14 protein-coding genes are annotated in these 17,792 nt (G+C 34.5%); 11 read left to right on the top strand and 3 right to left on the bottom strand.

Features of this window, described 5'->3' with window-relative positions; genetic code table 11:
- Window positions 1–15 precede the first annotated feature (15 nt).
- From porD to OA86_RS06645, 7 genes are all read left to right on the top strand, one after another.
- Window positions 16–921 (top strand): type IX secretion system protein PorD, encoded by a 906-nt coding sequence (gene porD / locus OA86_RS06675; protein WP_039350776.1) that lies wholly within the window; start codon window positions 16–18, stop codon window positions 919–921.
- Between the two features lie 76 nt (window positions 922–997).
- On the top strand, window positions 998–2,647 hold the full coding sequence (locus OA86_RS06670; protein WP_039350773.1) for a DNA repair protein RecN: 1,650 nt from the start codon (window positions 998–1,000) through the stop codon (window positions 2,645–2,647).
- A gap of 50 nt (window positions 2,648–2,697) precedes the next feature.
- Window positions 2,698–4,161 (top strand): DUF5687 family protein, encoded by a 1,464-nt coding sequence (locus OA86_RS06665; RefSeq protein WP_039350770.1) that lies wholly within the window; start codon window positions 2,698–2,700, stop codon window positions 4,159–4,161.
- A gap of 64 nt (window positions 4,162–4,225) precedes the next feature.
- Window positions 4,226–4,939, top strand: a complete 714-nt coding sequence (locus OA86_RS06660) for an ABC transporter ATP-binding protein (RefSeq protein ID WP_039350768.1) — start codon at window positions 4,226–4,228, stop codon at window positions 4,937–4,939.
- Window positions 4,940–5,085: 146 nt separating this feature from the next.
- Complete coding sequence (locus OA86_RS06655) at window positions 5,086–5,652, top strand: RNA polymerase sigma factor (protein WP_039350765.1); 567 nt, start codon at window positions 5,086–5,088, stop codon at window positions 5,650–5,652.
- Window positions 5,633–6,253, top strand: a complete 621-nt coding sequence (locus OA86_RS06650; RefSeq protein ID WP_039350762.1) for a hypothetical protein — start codon at window positions 5,633–5,635, stop codon at window positions 6,251–6,253. The genes OA86_RS06655 and OA86_RS06650 overlap by 20 nt, the downstream gene beginning before the upstream one ends.
- Window positions 6,254–6,284: 31 nt before the next feature.
- Window positions 6,285–7,322, top strand: a complete 1,038-nt coding sequence (locus OA86_RS06645; RefSeq protein WP_039350759.1) for an outer membrane beta-barrel protein — start codon at window positions 6,285–6,287, stop codon at window positions 7,320–7,322.
- Between the two features lie 102 nt (window positions 7,323–7,424).
- Here the strand turns inward: OA86_RS06645 and fumC are convergent, their stop codons facing one another.
- Window positions 7,425–8,807 carry a class II fumarate hydratase gene (fumC, locus tag OA86_RS06640; protein WP_039350756.1) on the bottom strand — a complete coding sequence of 461 codons (1,383 nt, stop codon included), beginning with the start codon at window positions 8,805–8,807 and terminating at the stop codon, window positions 7,425–7,427.
- A 441-nt stretch (window positions 8,808–9,248) separates the two neighbouring features.
- Between fumC and OA86_RS06635 the strand changes: the two genes are divergently transcribed.
- From OA86_RS06635 to scpA, 4 genes are all read left to right on the top strand, one after another.
- On the top strand, window positions 9,249–9,536 hold the full coding sequence (locus OA86_RS06635; RefSeq protein WP_039350753.1) for a hypothetical protein: 288 nt from the start codon (window positions 9,249–9,251) through the stop codon (window positions 9,534–9,536).
- 352 nt (window positions 9,537–9,888) lie between these two features.
- Complete coding sequence (prfA, locus tag OA86_RS06630) at window positions 9,889–10,974, top strand: peptide chain release factor 1 (protein WP_039350750.1); 1,086 nt, start codon at window positions 9,889–9,891, stop codon at window positions 10,972–10,974.
- A 335-nt stretch (window positions 10,975–11,309) separates the two neighbouring features.
- Window positions 11,310–13,142, top strand: coding sequence for a zinc-dependent metalloprotease (locus tag OA86_RS06625; RefSeq protein ID WP_039350748.1), 1,833 nt, complete (start codon window positions 11,310–11,312; stop codon window positions 13,140–13,142).
- A 651-nt stretch (window positions 13,143–13,793) separates the two neighbouring features.
- On the top strand, window positions 13,794–15,914 hold the full coding sequence (gene scpA, locus OA86_RS06615) for a methylmalonyl-CoA mutase (protein WP_039350743.1): 2,121 nt from the start codon (window positions 13,794–13,796) through the stop codon (window positions 15,912–15,914).
- A 43-nt stretch (window positions 15,915–15,957) separates the two neighbouring features.
- Here the strand turns inward: scpA and OA86_RS06610 are convergent, their stop codons facing one another.
- Window positions 15,958–16,896, bottom strand: a complete 939-nt coding sequence (locus OA86_RS06610) for a DUF4349 domain-containing protein (RefSeq protein WP_039350741.1) — start codon at window positions 16,894–16,896, stop codon at window positions 15,958–15,960.
- A gap of 199 nt (window positions 16,897–17,095) precedes the next feature.
- Window positions 17,096–17,602 (bottom strand): hypothetical protein, encoded by a 507-nt coding sequence (locus tag OA86_RS06605; protein WP_039350739.1) that lies wholly within the window; start codon window positions 17,600–17,602, stop codon window positions 17,096–17,098.
- Window positions 17,603–17,792 lie beyond the last annotated feature (190 nt).

The following is a 17,792-nucleotide window of genomic DNA, read 5'->3' as shown; positions in this document are numbered from 1 at the left end:
AATTTTACATCAAACATGAAGAAACTTTTTACAATATTCCTCCTTATTTTTACCTTTCAATTAAGCTTCTCTCAGGAGCTTTTGGCAAATGTTCAGGTCAACGCGCAACAGCTTGGCGGAAGCAATACACAGGTTTATAAAACTTTAGAAAAAAATTTAAGAGATTTTATCAACAATACAAGCTGGACCGGAAAAAAACTGCAGAATTTAGAAAAGATCAAGTGCAATTTCGCCATCGTAATCGCAGAAAGATCTGGGAGCAGTAATTTCAAAGCAAGTATTGTCGTACAGGCAGTTCGACCTGTTTTCAATACGACTTATGAAACGCCACTTTTAAACCTCAACGATACCAAATTTTCGTTTGATTATACCGAAAATGAAAATCTCGTCTTTAATGAAAGACAATTTTCCGGCAAAAATTTAATTGATGTAATCAGTTTTTACGTTTATACTATTTTGGGTTACGACGGCGACAGTTTCAAAGTAAAAGGTGGACAACCTTGGTTCGAAAAAGCGCAGAAAATTTTAAATAATTCTCAAAATCAAAGTTTCGAAGGATGGTCTTTAATTGAAGGCCCAAAAACCAGAGCAGCTTTAGTCGATAACATGTTGAAGCCTGAACAAAACACCCTTCGAAACCTTTATTACACATATCATCGTGCCGGTTTAGATAATCTTGGAAAACAGGACCAATCAGCGGGGAAAAAGATTATTGCAGATGCAGTTTTACAATTGAAAGCGTACGAAAATAATTTTCAGATGAATTATCCGGTGAATATTTTCATTGACACCAAAAAGCAAGAAATCTTCGATATTTTTAACACTGGAAATAATGCCAATATTAATATGGCAGATCTTAAATCCCTGCTCACTATTTTATCTCCAAAAGATATAGACAGCAAATGGAATAAGTGGAAATAAGATTGAAATCTCTTTTAAAGTCTTAAATTTACAAACCGAAATTCAACTGATAATTTCGTAATTGATTTTTCAAAATATGCTTTCAAGAATTTTCATTCAAAACTTTGCGCTTATTGATTCCCTCGAAATTACTTTGAACAAGGGTTTACAGGTAATTACGGGAGAAACTGGTGCTGGGAAATCAATTATTCTTGGTGCGCTGCGTTTAATTTTGGGCGAAAGAGCAGACGTAAAATCAACTCAAAGTTCCGAAACTAAAAGTATCGTTGAAGCTGAATTTAATTTAAATGAAACGTTTAAATTTTTTTTTGAAGAAAACGACTTAGACTTTGAGAATCAAACGATTATCCGAAGAGAAATTCTACCCACCGGTAAATCCCGCGCTTTTGTCAATGATGTTCCTGTTACTTTGGAGACATTGAAAAAACTTTCTGAAAAGCTCATCGATATTCATTCCCAATTTGAAACTTCCAATTTGTTTGATGAGGAATATCAATTTCGAATGATCGACGGACTTTCGAAAAACAAAACCTTAATTACAAGTTATCAGCAAGAGTTTTTAGTTTACAAAAGGTTAATCAAAGAACTAGAGAATTTTAAAAAACAGCTTCTTGAAGGCAATAAAGAAAACGATTACAAAGTATTTTTGCTCGAGGAATTGTTGGACGCAAATCTGGACGAATTTGATCTGGAAGAAGTTCAGGATCAATTAAGCAAATATGAAAACGCTGAGACGATCATCGAAAACCTTTCTTTGATCTTCAATAAAATGGATGCAGAAGAAATTGGCGTTCTCGATTCATTGCTCGATGTAAAAACGAAATTATCAAAAGTTGCTTCTCTTTCTCATGAATTTTCAAGGTTAAATCAAAGATTTGAGGAAACTTTTGTTGAATTGAAAGATCTCGTTTTCGACCTTCAAAACGAAGCTGAACATATGGAAACAAATCCTGAAACCTTGCTCGATCTGTCTTCGAAACTCAATAAAATTAATACTTTATTTCTGAAGCATAAAGTAAATTCCGTCGATGAACTGAAGGCAATTCGCGATGAAATGCAGAACGAACAAACTGGTTTTGCAGAATTAGAGTTTTTAATAGAGAGCACTCAGAAGCAAATTGCAGCTTCTTCTCAAAGTTTAGAAAAAGTTTCAAACGAATTATCTCAGAATCGAAAAAAAGCCATTCCAAATTTCATAAAAAAAACAGAAAAACTACTGAATCAGTTAGGTTTAGAAAAAGCCAAAATCGAAGTTCAGTTAACTGCAGTTGAAAACTATAACAATTTCGGAAAAGAAAATATTCAATTATTATTTCAGGCAAATGCAGGTTTTCCTCTAAAGCCGATCCAGACTGCAATTTCAGGTGGTGAACGATCCCGCGTAATGCTTTCCATTAAAAAACTGATGGCAGAAAATGCAGAACTTCCGACTTTAATTCTGGATGAAATCGACACCGGAGTTTCCGGTAAAGTCGCAGAAGAAATGGGAAATGTGATGAAAGACATGTCAGAAAACATGCAACTCATCGTGATCACCCATCTTGCACAGGTTGCGGCGAAAGGAAATAATAATTACAAAGTCATCAAAAGAGAAGTTTCCGGGAAAACCCAAACGACGATCATTCTTTTGAATCACGACGAAAAATTACAGGAAATCGCGCAGTTGCTTTCTGGCAGCAAGATCACTGATGCCGCAGTTTCTCAGGCAAGAGAACTGATGAAATAATTTATCTGTAACATTTTTCTTATTTTTAGACTTATCATAAAACTAAGAAAATGTACCGAAGACTCATCCAGTTCGAATTCAAAAATTTCATACGGAATCCGCAGTTCGGAACCAATCTTGGGATGAAAATTTTGATGTTTTTCGGAATGGCTTATTTCAGTTTTGCCTATTTGGCTCTTCCATTTCTGCTTTATTTCTTCGCGACGGAAAAATTGCATGTTGATCCTGTGCTTATTTTTTGTAAGTATTTTATTTACTATTGGGCAATTGATTTGCTGGTTCGATATTTCATGCAACAAATGCCGACGCAAAACATCAAACCTTTTCTCACTTTAGGAATTTCGAAAAAAAAACTGGTGAATTATACCATGGTCAAAGTTCTTGTAAATTTTTTCAACTGGGGAAATTTGCTTTTTCTTCTCCCTTTTGCCGGACTTCTTATTTTTGATGGCGAATTTTCGGTGATTCATGTCTTGATGTTTACCATTGGAATTTTAGCGGTTTTCTATTTTAATAATTTCCTCAATATTTTACTTAACGGAAAAAATGCAGTTGTCATAACCGTCTTCGGAATTATGGCGATTTTTGGCGCTTTAGAATATTATAAAGTCATCCAATTGTCTCACTATTCGCAGAAAATCTTCTATAGCTTTTATCAATATTTTGGAGTGTTTCTTATTCCAGTAATTCTGGCAATCTTAGCAGCATATGTCGCTTATCAGGAAATTTACAGAAACTTTTACCTCGATAAAGGATTAGAATTAAAAGTTACAGAAGGAAAAACTGAAAATATCGTATTCTTAAATCGCTACGGTGTAATGGGAACTTTCATCAATAATGATATCCGCCTTTTGAAAAGAAGTAAAGCGGCGAAATCGGCTTTAACAATGAGCTTCTTCTTTCTATTTTATGGTTTACTGACTTATTCTAAAGGATACGACAATAGTTTTATGGGAGTTTTTATGGGAATTTTTGTCACTGGTGGATTTATGTTAATGTTTGGTCAGCGAGTTCCCAGTTGGGACAGTTCGTATTTTCCTTTGATGATGACACAAAATGTTCCGTATAAAGAATATTTAAAAGGAAAATGGTCGCTGATCATCATCGGAATTTCTGTTTCGATCATTCTGGCTTCAGCTTATCTTCTCATTAGTTGGGAGTTTTATTTAACGGTTCTTGCTGCGGGTTTGTATAATTTAGGCGTTAATTCCTACATCACGCTTTTAGCAGGAGCTTTCAACAAAAAACCAATTGATCTGAACTCAAAAAGTAAATCTTTCGGTGGTGGCAATAATTTTAACATGAAAATCATGCTGCTTCTCCTTCCACAAATGATTTTACCGATGGGCGTTTTTGCGATAATGAAACACTTCTTCGGAATTTATCCTGCAGTTGGGAGTTTAGCCATTTTGGGAATTATTGGTTTTTCCCTGCGAGACAAAATTTTTGACGTGATCGTAAAAGTTTATAAAAACCAGAAATATTCAACACTTGATGCCTTTAAAAAAGTATAATTTTTTAGAAATTTTTACTAATTAATTTCCTGCCACCTAAAACCCACCATTCAAAACCTAACAAATGATTTCAATTCAAAATATATCTAAAGTTTACGGAAACAAAAAAGTTCTACACATCGAAAACCTGGTCATTCCAAAAGGGGAAAGTTTTGGTCTGGTTGGTAATAACGGTGCTGGAAAAACTACGCTTTTCAGTCTTTTATTAGATTTAATAGAACCTACAACAGGATTTATAGAAATCGACGGAAATAAAGTCAACGAAAATGAAAACTGGAAAAAGAAAGTTTCCGCTTTTATTGATGATACTTTTTTGATCGGTTATTTGACTCCGGAAGAATATTTCTACTTTCTGGGTGAACTTCGCGGACAAAACAAAGCCAGTGTTGATGAATTCTTAAAACAATTTCATGATTTTTTTAATGGTGAAATTTTGAACGCCAAAAAATACATTCGTGATCTATCAAAGGGAAACCAAAAAAAAGTCGGAATTGTAGGCGCTTTAATCGGAACTCCAGAAATAATTGTCTTAGATGAACCTTTTGCCAACCTTGATCCTTCAACTCAAATTAAATTGAAGAAATTAATAAAAGACTGGACGAAAAACGAACAAGTCACTTTTCTAATTTCCAGTCACGACTTAGCGCACACGACAGAAGTTAGCAACAGAATCGTTTTGCTCGACAAAGGCGAATTGGTGAAAGATATCATCACGACTCCAGAAACTTTACAGGAATTAGAAGATTTTTTCGCAACTTCTGTTGATGTTTCAATCTAATTCACATTCACTATCCATTTTCTTTAAGCAGAAAGTGGATTTTTTTTTATTCATTATCAATTACTTACAGTTTAAATATTAGAAAAATATTTTTATCTGTAACCTTTTCTAAATTTTGTTGTCTTTAAAGTAGAAATAGAATAAGTATGAAGATTTTGTTCAATAATAAAAAAGAGGATCTGTTGAGCCGCCTGAAAAAACAGGAACCGGCTGCACAGAAAATCTTTTATGAACAAAATGTGAAGCGATTCTTAAGTGTGAGCAAAAGTTATGTCAGCGATATTTATCAGGCTGAAGATTGCGTCATCAAAGCGTTTTGTAAGATTTTTAAAAGTATCGAAACTTTTCGCAGTGAAGGAAATCTTGAAGGTTGGGCCAGAAGAATCGTGGTGAATGAATGTCTAAATTTTATTAAAAGTCACAAAACGGTTTTTTATATTGATGACATTAATCCTGCAGTTCTGGAAGAGTTTCATGACGAAATCACTGACTTTGATTTTAATGCGCAGGAACTTTTAGACCAACTTCCGGATGCTTACCGAATGGTTTTTAACCTTTATGTAATCGAAGGTTGCTCGCATCAGGAAATTTCTGAAACATTGGACATCTCTTTAGCAGTAAGTAAAACACAATTGTTTCGGGCAAAAGAGAAATTAAGAAAAATTTACTTTCAGCAACAAAAAAACTTGAAAAATGAATACTCCGAAATATAATATTGAACAGCAGATTAAGAAACAAATCGATGAACGCGAAGTTAGTCCAACCAGAGATTTGTGGACTGAAATTGAAAATCAAACTTCACGTCAGGCTACTTCAAAGTCAAAAGTAAGTTGGTTTTTAGTGGCTGCTTGTTTCATTCTACTGGCAACTTTAAGTGTAGTTTTAATCTTTAATAAAAAAGAAGTTATTGAACCTCAAATTGTAAAAACCGAAATTCAACCGCAGAATATTAAATTAGACAAGAATGTTGAAAAAGAAATTTCTCCAATTTTAACTCAAAAAACGGAGTTGGTTGCTACGAAAAATACCAGAATTCAACCTTCTCAAAAAATTGAAATTTCGAAACTGGAAGTTGTTGTAGCAAAATTAGAAACTCCAGCAAAGGGAACTCAAAAACAAATTACTTCTGAAATCTATAAAGATCAGAGCTCTAATCAGAATATTCTTGCGAAGATAGATTCAACGCATGTTCCTAAAAAAAGAAAAAAATATGTTGATGCTTCTACCCTTTTATTTTCAGTCGAACATAAAGAAGTTATCGAAAATTCAAAAGATGGAAGAAACGTTGCTACCATTGACCTGAATTCTAAATGATCCATTCTTCTAAACTTTAAAAATTAAAAATATGATCAATAAAATTATCATGACGGGGGTTCTATGTCTTTTCACTTCCTTCATCTTCGCACAAAAAAGACTGACCATCAATCTTAACTCTAAAGAAAATACAGAGGTTAGTCCGATTGTTAAAGAGAAAGTTGAAGAATATGCTGCGAAAATAAATCTGCTTATTCAGGAAGAAAAAAAAATGATGGAAACCGAACTTCAAGATCTGTCCACCAGAAATTTAGATAAAAACGAATTCGATAAACAAAAAGCTATGATTGCCGATCGTTATTCTGCAAAAATTGATCAAAGAATTGAGGCTTTAGGATTTGATTTAGATGCGGTGATTCAAAAGCAGGTAAGATATTCATTGTTGAATTCTGATGTTACTTCTGATGAGGAATTGAAAACGAAACTCCTGAAAAAATTTCGGGCAACAAACGAATTGACTGGCTATTTTTCTTATGGAATTATGATGTTGACCAATGATTTACCGGATAATAATCTGGATAAAAATATCGGGTACAACAGCAATCTGGAATTCGGTTTGAAATACAATTACCAATTCAGCCGAACAAGTCCGTGGGGATTTATTTCCGGAATTGGATTTTCCTGGAGAACAGTTCGTTTGGATAATAATAAATATTTTACAAAAGATTCAAATTCAAATGTTTATGTTTCAGATTATGTAGGAAATATTGACAAAAACAAATTGAGAACAGGATACATAATAGTTCCAATTGGGTTTCAGTATAATTTTTCTAAAATGAAAAATGTTGGAATGGATATCCAGTACAGAAATTACTCCCGCGGATTTCGGGTGGCCGCAAATATTTATGGAGGCATAAAAATGTCTACTAATAATATTGTTCGTGGAGATGGTGAAAGTTTTAGAAACAGAGAAAATTATCAGGTAAATCCTTTTATTTATGGTGGTCAACTCACTTTTTCCTATAATGGTTTGAGTTTATTTGTTAAAAAAGATTTCAGTAATTTTTTTGAAAAAGGTAATTATAAAAACGACAAAGCATTGGTAATTGGTTTAGCTCTTGGATTATAAATTTTTCACAACACTTCATATCAACGAAAAACTCTGGAAATTCTCCAGAGTTTTTGCATTTAAAAGTCTATCATCAATCAGTCTCTCATCTTTTTGTCTGTCCTAAACCATTTCCTCCGGCTTCACCCACTCATCAAATTGTTCCGCAGTCAGAAGTCCCAGATTCACGGCTTCTTCTTTTAAAGTCGTTCCATTTTTATGAGCGGTTTTTGCAATTTTTGCTGCATTTTCGTAGCCAATGTGTGTATTCAAAGCAGTTACCAACATTAATGATTTATCAACCAATTCTTTAATTCTCGGTTCATTTGGTTCAATTCCTACAGCACAATGATCATTAAAGGAAACACAAGCATCGCCTAACAATTGCGCAGATTGTAAGAAATTATAAGCCATCACCGGTTTAAAAACATTGAGTTCAAAATTCCCTTGCGTTCCGGAAAAAGAAATTGCAACGTCATTTCCTAAAACTTGCGCACAAACCATTGTTAATGCTTCATTCTGTGTCGGATTAACTTTACCAGGCATAATTGAAGAACCCGGTTCATTTTCAGGAATATGAATTTCTCCAATTCCAGAACGAGGTCCGGAAGCAAGAAAACGAATATCCTGAGCAATTTTATAAAGAGAAACCGCTAATTGTTTCAACGCACCATGACTTTCAACAATCGCGTCGTGTGCAGCCAAAGCTTCAAACTTATTCGGCGCAGTTTCAAATGGAAGTCCTGTGAATTCTGAAATATATTTTGCGACCAAAACATCGTAACCTTTTGGTGTATTTAAACCAGTTCCGACCGCAGTTCCACCCAATGCAATTTCCTGCAAATGCTCGAAGGTATTGGTAATTGCTTTCATCGCGTAATCTAATTGCGCCACATAACCAGAAAATTCCTGACCCAAAGTTAAAGGAGTTGCATCCATTAAATGCGTTCTTCCGATTTTTACGACAGATTTAAAACTTTCTGCTTTTTCGTGAAGCGTATTTCTTAATTTTTCTACCGAAGGCAAAGTATTTTCAACTACTTTTTTGTAGGCTGCAATATGCATCGCAGTTGGGAAAGTATCGTTTGAACTTTGGGATTTATTAACATCATCGTTCGGATGAATTTCAGATTTCTCCCCTAAAATTCCACCATTATTTACGTGTGCTTTATTAGAGATCACCTCATTCATATTCATGTTCGATTGGGTTCCAGAACCGGTTTGCCAAATTACCAAAGGAAATTGATCATTCAGCTTTCCTTCTAAAATTTCATCACAAACTTGCGCAATCATATCACGTTTTTCAGTGGAAAGTACACCCAATTCCGCATTGGTAAAAGCGGCAGCTTTTTTCAAATAAGCAAATGCCTCAATAATTTCGTGCGGCATTGAAGCTTCCGGACCAATTTTAAAATTATTACGGGAACGTTCGGTTTGTGCGCCCCAAAATTTGTCTGCAGGAACCTGCACATCGCCCATCGTGTCTTTTTCTGTTCTGTAATTCATTGTTCTATTTTATTTAGGAGCAACCAGATTTGCGCTGAGCTCCAAGTTCAGTCCCGCTTTCCACTTTATCTTTTGCTCCATTCCATTTCGCAAAAGGATGTCGCGTCAATCGGGGCTATTAATTAAGTTTCGATCTTCTTTCAAAAAAATTAAATTTCTAAGCTATAAAATTAAACAATTCCTTTCAACAGTACAATTATATCCCTATCTTTAAATAATTTCAAGTAAAAAATAGACCAAAGCGGCAAAACCAACTCATAAAATATCTGAGGAATTCAGGTTCAATGATCCGCAATTTCAAACTAACTTATGATTAAATGTTCTGATTTTCTGATCGTTTCAAAGTTAGAAAAGTTTATAATGAATTTAAATTGCAAAAATCCTCCGCAAATACTTTGTACCCATTAAAATTTATCCTATTTTTGCCTAAAATCTATTACAATGGTATTGTTATCATCATTCTGGCCTTTCTACCAATTTCTTTGGACTGTTTTCTTCGTAATCATGTTCTTAATAGGATTTTGGTGTATTTTTATGTTTTTTATGTATATCATTCCAATTTGGTTAACTTCAGGACTAATGGAATATTTCGGCAAAACTAAACCTTTCGATCCAGAAGAGGTAAGAAGAAAAATAATGACCGAACAAGAAGGCGTTGAACTTCTTTTCAGCGATCCAAAAGGTTCTGGTCCATTTCTTCACAGCCATGATAATCACGGTCATCACTAGTTGATGTCATTGCTTTCTCACTTTAATTCCGGGAAAAGCAATCGCAAAGCAAAATCATATATATAATCAGTTTCTAAATTTTTAGGAACTGATTTTTTTTCGAGGAGCAACACAATTTTCGCCTCTTTAAAAAATCGTACCGGCTCTCCACTCTATCTTTTCCTCCACTTCGTTCCGTAAAAGGATGCCGTTTCGATCCGGGCTAAAATAAAGTTCATTTCTTCTCCGGAAAGTTTTAAAAGCTTAAAAAAATAAAATTAAGAAATCGATATTTTATTTAATATCCAACTTTCCGCTCCCAACTTCAATCTTCCAACTTTTCACTATCTTTGCACACTACAAAAAATCAGAAATGTCAAAGTCCCTTATACCCAAACTCGAAGCCATAAAACAACGCTACAACGAAGTAGCAGACTTAATTATTCAGCCCGATATCATTTCTGATCAGAAAAAATATTCAGTACTCAACAAAGAATACAGCGATTTAAAAAAAATTGTTGATGTTTTTGATCAATACAAACAGGCTTTAACGACGATCGAAGAATCCGACGAAATTATTGCAGACGGTTCTGATAAAGAATTTGTAGAGATGGCAAAAGCTGAAAAATACGAAGCCATGGATAAAATCCCGGCATTTGAAGAACAGCTGAAAGTTTTATTGATCCCAAAAGATCCTACCGATGATAAAAATGTGATTGTTGAACTTCGCGCCGGAACAGGTGGCGATGAAGCTGCAATCTTTGTGGAAGATGTTTACAGAGCTTATGCAATGTACTTCAAAACAAAAGGCTGGAAACACGAGATCACCGATGCAAACGAAGCTTCAAAAGGTTATAAAGAACTCATTTTAAAAATAGAAGGCGACGGCGTTTATGGAATCATGAAGTTTGAATCCGGAGTTCATCGTGTACAACGTGTTCCTGAAACTGAATCTCAAGGTAGAGTTCACACTTCTGCAATTACGATCGCAGTTCTTCCGGAAGCCGAAGAAATCGATTTTGAATTAAATCCAGCCGACATCGAAATGCAAACTTCCCGATCCGGAGGTGCGGGTGGACAAAACGTAAATAAAGTAGAAACAAAAGTGCAGTTAACGCACAAACCTTCCGGAATGGTAGTTGTTTGTCAACAGGCTCGTTCTCAGTTGGCCAACCGGGAATTAGCAATGGAAATGCTTCGAACAAAATTATACGATATAGAAGTTCAAAAATCAGTTGGAGATATCGCAGCACAAAGAAAATCGATGGTTTCAACCGGTGACCGTTCTGCGAAAATCAAAACTTACAATTATCCGCAAGGAAGAGTTACCGATCACCGTGTAAATAAATCTATGTACAATCTTGATGCTTATATGAACGGTGATTTACAGGAAATGATCGATGCCGTAATTATGGCAGAAAATGCAGAGAAAATGAAAGGTGAAGAAGATAATTATTAAATTATTTTAAAAAGCTCTAATTTTTTTGCTAAATTTTTTCTGCTAATCAAATGATTCCATTTGTTTTGTTAAGAGACCGTTTTCCATATTAATACGCAGAAAGGAGATATTTACTACCTAATAAAAAACTTAAATTAGGGGTTAGTCCCTATTGTATTGCTAAACCCAATTAATTATTTTGTATCAGTTTTAAATCTCATTTAACAAGAAAAAACAAGTGATAAAATTATAAAAAGGAGATGAAAATTTCCGTTTTTTTTATCTCTGAAATTTAGAGCCGATTGTATCATACCTAATAAATCTTTATGTTTACACCCAATTTAAAATTAAAATAAATGAATAAATTATACTTCGTTCTTTACTTCTTCCTTACATTCTTATTTACAAATGCTCAAGATTTTTGTGGATTTGAGCAAAATCAGGCGCATTTAGAAGAAATAATCCCAGAAATTAAAGAAGCAAGATTGCAAGCCGAGGCGAAACTTTTAGGACTCAATATCCAAAAATTCCTAAGAGAGAATGGTCATGGAACTGAATCAGGAAAATCGGAAACCATCTATGAAATTCCCATCGTTGTTCATTTAATGAATGATGGTACTGCACCTTTAAGAACTGATGCAGAAGTAATCAAATGGATTGATGATGTCAATAAATTCTACAACACAACTTATGGTGGCGAATGGTACACTGTTGCACAAGGAAACGTGGTGATTCCTTTTAAATTAGTTTTAGCAAAAAGATCACCTCTCTGTGGTTTAACTACAGGAATCAATCAAATCAATGTGACTGCAACTTATCCTCAATATTCTGCGCATGGATTAAATCGCGCCAATGAAGATGGAGTTTCAGCAAATCAAGTAAGATCTTTATCAAGATGGGATGCTCAATCCTATTACAATGTTTATATCGTAAATACTTTTGACTCTTATCCTATTACAGAAGTAAATGGTTTGCAAGGTTTTGCAAGTTTCCCTACAAATCAAGATGCTACTTATGATACTTTTATGAAAGCTTCTGTAGTAATTGAAACAACGCATCCAACAACTTTTGCTCATGAATTTGGTCACTCTCTAGGATTAGAACATACATTTAAAACAGGCTCTAATACAAGTTGTCCAACGGTTTCTTCAGGTGGTTGTGAAACGGATAATGATCGTGTTTGCGATACACCTGCAAGCAAAAGTTTTGCGAGAGTTACTACTTTACCTGGGAATGGCGAACCAAATCCTTGTGATGCTGCAGGTTATAACAATGTTCAATATAATGTGATGAACTACACAGATTCTAACAGATTGTTTACGCAAGGACAAAAAAATAGAGGATTAGCGCTGTTCTTACAATATCGAGGTGGTCTCACTACTTCTCTTGGTGCAACTTCACCTTCTGGAAGTTACCCTGCTTTAATTCCCGCAATATGTTTCCCCAATGAGATCAATACGCAACTAGGGAATTACAATTACGGACCAACCCTGGTAAAAATTGGAACTATCAAAAATGTCTCAAATGGAAGTCTTGAATCTAATTTTAATAAAACTTATTATGACTATGCGGCATTAATTTGCAGCAACACAAAATATGCAACAAATTTGGTAGTAAATCAAAATCCACAAACAATCACATTAGCTTGCGCTTCCAATCCAAATGTATTCAATGTTTACATCGACTATAATAACGATGGTGCTTTTAATGAAAACAATGAAAAAGTAATTTCTAATCTTGAATTATTACCAGGTGTGCAATCAGTAGAAACTTTTATCATTCCGTCCACGAATGTAATATTGGACACTCCGTTAAGAATGCGGGTAGTTGCTGGAGATATTTCTTACACATCTTGTCAATCTGATATTCAAAATGGTCAGATAGAAGACTATATGGTTACAATTTTAAATGAAGCATTGGAGACGGAAAACATTAATAAGTCACTGAAAAGTATTTCAATTTTTTCCAATCCTGCAAGAGATGGCGTATTCAGTATAAAATTTGCCAATGCTTCCAAAGAACTGGTAAAAATTGCAATCTTGGATATGTCAGGAAGAGTTGTTTATCAAACAACAGGAACAGCCAACAATAGCATTTTAAATGTAAATTCTAAACTTTCAAAAGGAAATTATATTGTAAAAGTTAATACAGGGTCTAGTGTAACTACAGAAAAATTGATTATTAAATAAACACAAGTGATCATTTAATTATTTAAATTGGGTAATCTATTTTTAGATTACCCTTTTTTTATTTCCAGTGTTGTACTGATAAATTCTTTAATACTATAAATAAAAATAATGATAAAAAATTTGCTCTTAATTCTCGCCTTTCAATTATGTGCGCAATGTAATTCCCAAAAAATTAAAAAACCAATGCAGCAAACCATTTCATTTGAGAACATACAACAATTGCAGGGCAATTGGTTTAATGCAAAGAAGACATTGTAAAATAAAGATGGTATAACTAACTTGGATATGCAATGCTCGGGAAAGTCTTATTGGGAAATCTTCAAAAACAACGTTAAATACAATCTTCTAAAATACTTCGCAACAGGCAAAAACTATGAATCTCATGTTGTAAAAACCAACGGTCTTAGCTTTGCTAGCGGAAATCTCACCTACCTTGAAGATGACATGAGCAAAAGTGAAACAGTAATAAAATTGAGCACTAAAAAATTCAAAATCACAGAACAGAGCTTTGTTAATGGTGAAAAAATCTTAAAAGAAAACTTTTACGAAAAAAAGTAAGCAGGTAATCGATTGCGATTTTCAAAGACCCTTTTTCTATCTACAAAAAAATTGCCGAAAAAACGTAACTTTACTTTCTACAACTAAAGTATAATGCGCCAAAAAATCCTCAACCAAAATCCTGATTTTTCCCTTAAATCGGAACCAACACTTCCCTACTTTTTCGAAAAAGATGGTTTGGAAATGAAATCTTCCTACACTGAAAATGATTCAAAAGTTCTAACAGAAAAACACTATGCTGCAGGAATTGCGCCGTACTTGCGTGGACCGTATTCTACAATGTATGTTCAAAAACCCTGGACAATTCGTCAATACGCGGGATTTTCTACTGCAGAAGAATCCAATGCATTTTACAGAAGAAATTTAGCAGCCGGACAAAAAGGTTTGTCTGTTGCCTTTGATTTGGCAACACACCGCGGTTACGATTCCGATCATCCACGAGTTGAAGGAGACGTTGGAAAAGCCGGCGTTGCAATTGATTCCGTGGAAGACATGAAGATTCTATTTAATGAGATTCCCTTGGATGAAATCTCAGTTTCTATGACCATGAACGGAGCGGTTTTACCAGTCTTAGCTTTTTATATCGTAGCTGCAGAAGAGCAAGGCGTTTCACAGGATAAGCTTTCAGGCACAATTCAAAATGATATTCTAAAAGAATTCATGGTTCGGAATACCTACATTTATCCGCCGACTCCTTCCATGAAAATTATTGCCGATATTTTCGAATATGCTTCCAAAAATATTCCGAAATTTAATTCGATTTCAATTTCCGGTTATCATATGCAGGAAGCTGGAGCGACACCAGTTTTAGAAATGGCCTATACTTTAGCAGATGGTTTAGAATATGTAAGAACAGGAATGAAAGCGGGGATGAAGATCGATGATTTCGCACCACGCCTATCATTTTTCTGGGCAATCGGAATGAACCATTTTATGGAAATTGCAAAACTAAGAGCCGCAAGATATATTTGGGCAAATCTCTTAACACCATTTGATCCACAAAATCCAAAATCTTTAGCTTTAAGAACACACTCTCAAACTTCAGGCTGGAGTTTAACGGAACAGGAACCTTTTAATAATATCACCAGAACCACGATTGAAGCATTATCTTCAGCTTTAGGTGGAACGCAATCTTTACACACGAATGCTTTGGATGAAGCGATTGCTTTACCAACAGATTATTCCGCGAAAATTGCAAGAAATACCCAAATTATTTTACAGCAAGAAAGTGGAATTTGCGATGTTGTAGATCCGATGGGAGGAAGTCATTTGGTGGAAAGTCTGACTCAACAAATGATTGATGAGGCCATGAAATTCATTGATGAAGTGGAAAAAGAAGGTGGAATGACCAAAGCAATCGAAGCCGGAATTCCAAAAATGAGAATCGAAGAAGCTGCGGCAAAAAAGCAAGCAAAAATCGACAGTGGCGAAGAATTTATTATTGGCGTTAATTCCTTCCAATCCACTCAGAAACAAATGGAATTGGATATTTTAGATATCGATAATTCTGAAGTTCGACGAAAACAAATCGAAAGATTACATCAAATAAAAACAGATAGAAATCCAAAAGAGGTTGAAGAGATTTTAGAAAAATTAAAAGAATCTGCAAAAACAGGAGAAGGGAATCTTCTAGAAATTTGTATCGAAGCAGCTCGAAGAAGAGTTACACTCGGTGAAATGAGCGATGCAATGGAAGAAAGTTTCGGACGGTATAAAGCGAATATCAGAACCATACAAGGAGTTTATGCCATGAATGCAAGCAAGAATGAATATTTTCCGAAAGCACTTGCTTTAACTGAAAAGTTTGAAGAGCATGAAGGAAGAAGACCAAGAATTATGGTCGTGAAAATGGGACAAGATGGTCATGATCGTGGCGCAAAAGTAGTTGCAACCGCTTTTGCCGATATGGGATTTGATGTCGATGTTGCGCCGTTATTCCAGACGCCGGAAGAAGTTGCGAAACAAGCCGTAGAAAATGACATACACATTTTAGGCGTTTCTTCTTTAGCAGCTGGACACAAATATCTCGTTCCGGAAGTTGTAGCAGAATTAAAAAAACTCGGCGCAGAAGATATTACTATTGTTGTCGGTGGAGTAATTCCAAAGCAGGATTATGAATTTCTTTATCAAAATGGTGCTGATTTTATTTTTGGACCTGGAACGAATTTACCTAAATCTGCGTGTGAAATTTTAGAAAAAATGCTCATCAACTAAAAAATAAAAGGAAACCCATTCAGGTTTCCTTTTTCGTTATCAATTATTGATTAGCTTCTGCTGTTTTCTTTTTTTTAAAGTAAAAATAAATTCCGCCCCCGATTAATAAAACTGGCCAAAAGGGTAAAATAAAGAGAAATATTTCCTGAATAACATTCCATCCAGTTCCGACGGCGCCTAGAGTTCTTCCTCCGAATGTTTTTGGAATAGCGGAAATGATAGCATCTTTAGAATTTTTAACGAGTGTGATCTCCAAATGGCAAACTGAATTTTTAGAGTATTCTTCCCCATTAATTTGAATATTTCTAGAGATTATTTTTCCTACATTATTTTCTAGATCTTTAATCAGATATTCCGATTTGTCGAGGGGTACACTTATTTTTAGAAAATCGAATTGCTGATCCTTATCGCTTGAAATTTGTTCGCTTTTTACAATTCCATTATATTTAAATACTTGCTCTTTAGTAGCAAACTGCGCAGTTTCCATATCTTCGACTTCTATTTCCAAAGCACCTTTTTTAGTTATTTTTGGGGTAATAACCACCTCTTTTCGAGTTGACTTTTCCAGGTAAATGATTTTCCTTTCCCGAACAATTTTTGGTGCGGTTATCTGTTTTTTCCTATTTAACACCACATTATTTCGTACGGAATCAATTTTCTTTTGCGTAATCTTTATTTCAGAAATAATGGCAGATCTTGTAGAAGAATCCATTTCTTTTGCGACCTTTTCTGTAAGCAGTTTTTTCTCGTTATTTAATTTTTGAATTTTTGCGACTGAAGTATCCTTTGCTAGAGAATTTAGAGAATCGCTATTTTTTCTCGTGGAATTCTGAGTACTGTCAAACCCCGCGGAATTATTCATGGATAAGGAATCTCCCTTTGTAATAGAGGAACTCGATTCTCCAGTAGTGGAAACCCCTTCTTGTTTTTTACATGCAACTAAGCTTAAAACGGTTACGATTGATAAAATAAGATTTTTCATTTTGCTGATTTTAATTGGTTAATTTTCGATGAGGTAAAATTATCCCAGATTAAAAACTTCTGTTTGAAAAACACATGTAAAAGCTTAGTAAAATATAACATTTTGAAATACAGCGACTTAAAAATGCTTTACAAACAGTTTACAAGATCAAATTATATTTTTTGTAAAGCTTTTTCAAAGAAAAGAGAAATTATATCATTTAAATGGCGGCGATAAAATTCTCTAATTCCAATTTCTGCTCTCCATATTTATATTGAAGTTTTGAATGTTCACCCATTCTCTTATAGTATTCCAAAGCTTTTTCTGCGAAGAATTTTTTATGAAAATCAGAAACATCGGGAACAAGCGGGAATTCTTTATGGAAAAGCATTTCGCAATACGCCTGAAATTCTCGTTCGTTCTTATCTTCTATCAATGGCTCTGGCGCTTTCTGTCGAACATGTAACATTTCGTGAGCAACCATGTTTACGACTAAATTCAGATCAAAATCAAAAAGATTTTTTGGAATCATGACCATCTGTTTTTCACCAAGTTCTCCTTCTGTTGTGAGTAACATTTTGTTGGGTTCTAATTCTGGACGAAAACCGAATCCAGCGAAGTTTTCACTTTCAAGTCCAAAAGAATCGATGAGAAAGTTTGCAGCATCAAATATTTGGTCGTGTTCTTTATAAGCATTAATATGATCTTTGATGTGTTCTAAATTCATATTTTAAAGATATGAGTTTTTAGTGCTGTTATAGTTGAAATCCTTCTTTTCACGCAAAAACTCAAAGTAATCTCAAACAAACTCTTCACAAATTACGGGCACAAAGGCGTTTCACTTAGCAAAGGCTTAAATAAGTTTTGGCTAAAGCCAATCGTTGTTTCAAATAAAAAAAACGGGCTAAAGCCCGTTT

The organism is Kaistella jeonii (assembly GCF_000812865.1).
In the GTDB taxonomy this organism is placed as follows: Bacteria; Bacteroidota; Bacteroidia; order Flavobacteriales; family Weeksellaceae; genus Kaistella; species Kaistella jeonii.
This window is presented reverse-complemented; position numbering and strand designations above follow the sequence as displayed.

Coding starts and splice junctions, on each gene's coding strand:
- porD (WP_039350776.1), top strand. CDS start 16: ATGAAGAAACTTTTTACAATATTCCTCCTTATTTTTACCTTTCAATTA.
- OA86_RS06635 (WP_039350753.1), top strand. CDS start 9,249: ATGGTATTGTTATCATCATTCTGGCCTTTCTACCAATTTCTTTGGACT.
- OA86_RS06650 (WP_039350762.1), top strand. CDS start 5,633: ATGAATACTCCGAAATATAATATTGAACAGCAGATTAAGAAACAAATC.
- scpA (WP_039350743.1), top strand. CDS start 13,794: ATGCGCCAAAAAATCCTCAACCAAAATCCTGATTTTTCCCTTAAATCG.
- OA86_RS06610 (WP_039350741.1), bottom strand. CDS start 16,896: ATGAAAAATCTTATTTTATCAATCGTAACCGTTTTAAGCTTAGTTGCA.
- prfA (WP_039350750.1), top strand. CDS start 9,889: ATGTCAAAGTCCCTTATACCCAAACTCGAAGCCATAAAACAACGCTAC.
- fumC (WP_039350756.1), bottom strand. CDS start 8,807: ATGAATTACAGAACAGAAAAAGACACGATGGGCGATGTGCAGGTTCCT.
- OA86_RS06660 (WP_039350768.1), top strand. CDS start 4,226: ATGATTTCAATTCAAAATATATCTAAAGTTTACGGAAACAAAAAAGTT.
- OA86_RS06605 (WP_039350739.1), bottom strand. CDS start 17,602: ATGAATTTAGAACACATCAAAGATCATATTAATGCTTATAAAGAACAC.
- OA86_RS06670 (WP_039350773.1), top strand. CDS start 998: ATGCTTTCAAGAATTTTCATTCAAAACTTTGCGCTTATTGATTCCCTC.
- OA86_RS06625 (WP_039350748.1), top strand. CDS start 11,310: ATGAATAAATTATACTTCGTTCTTTACTTCTTCCTTACATTCTTATTT.
- OA86_RS06655 (WP_039350765.1), top strand. CDS start 5,086: ATGAAGATTTTGTTCAATAATAAAAAAGAGGATCTGTTGAGCCGCCTG.
- OA86_RS06665 (WP_039350770.1), top strand. CDS start 2,698: ATGTACCGAAGACTCATCCAGTTCGAATTCAAAAATTTCATACGGAAT.
- OA86_RS06645 (WP_039350759.1), top strand. CDS start 6,285: ATGATCAATAAAATTATCATGACGGGGGTTCTATGTCTTTTCACTTCC.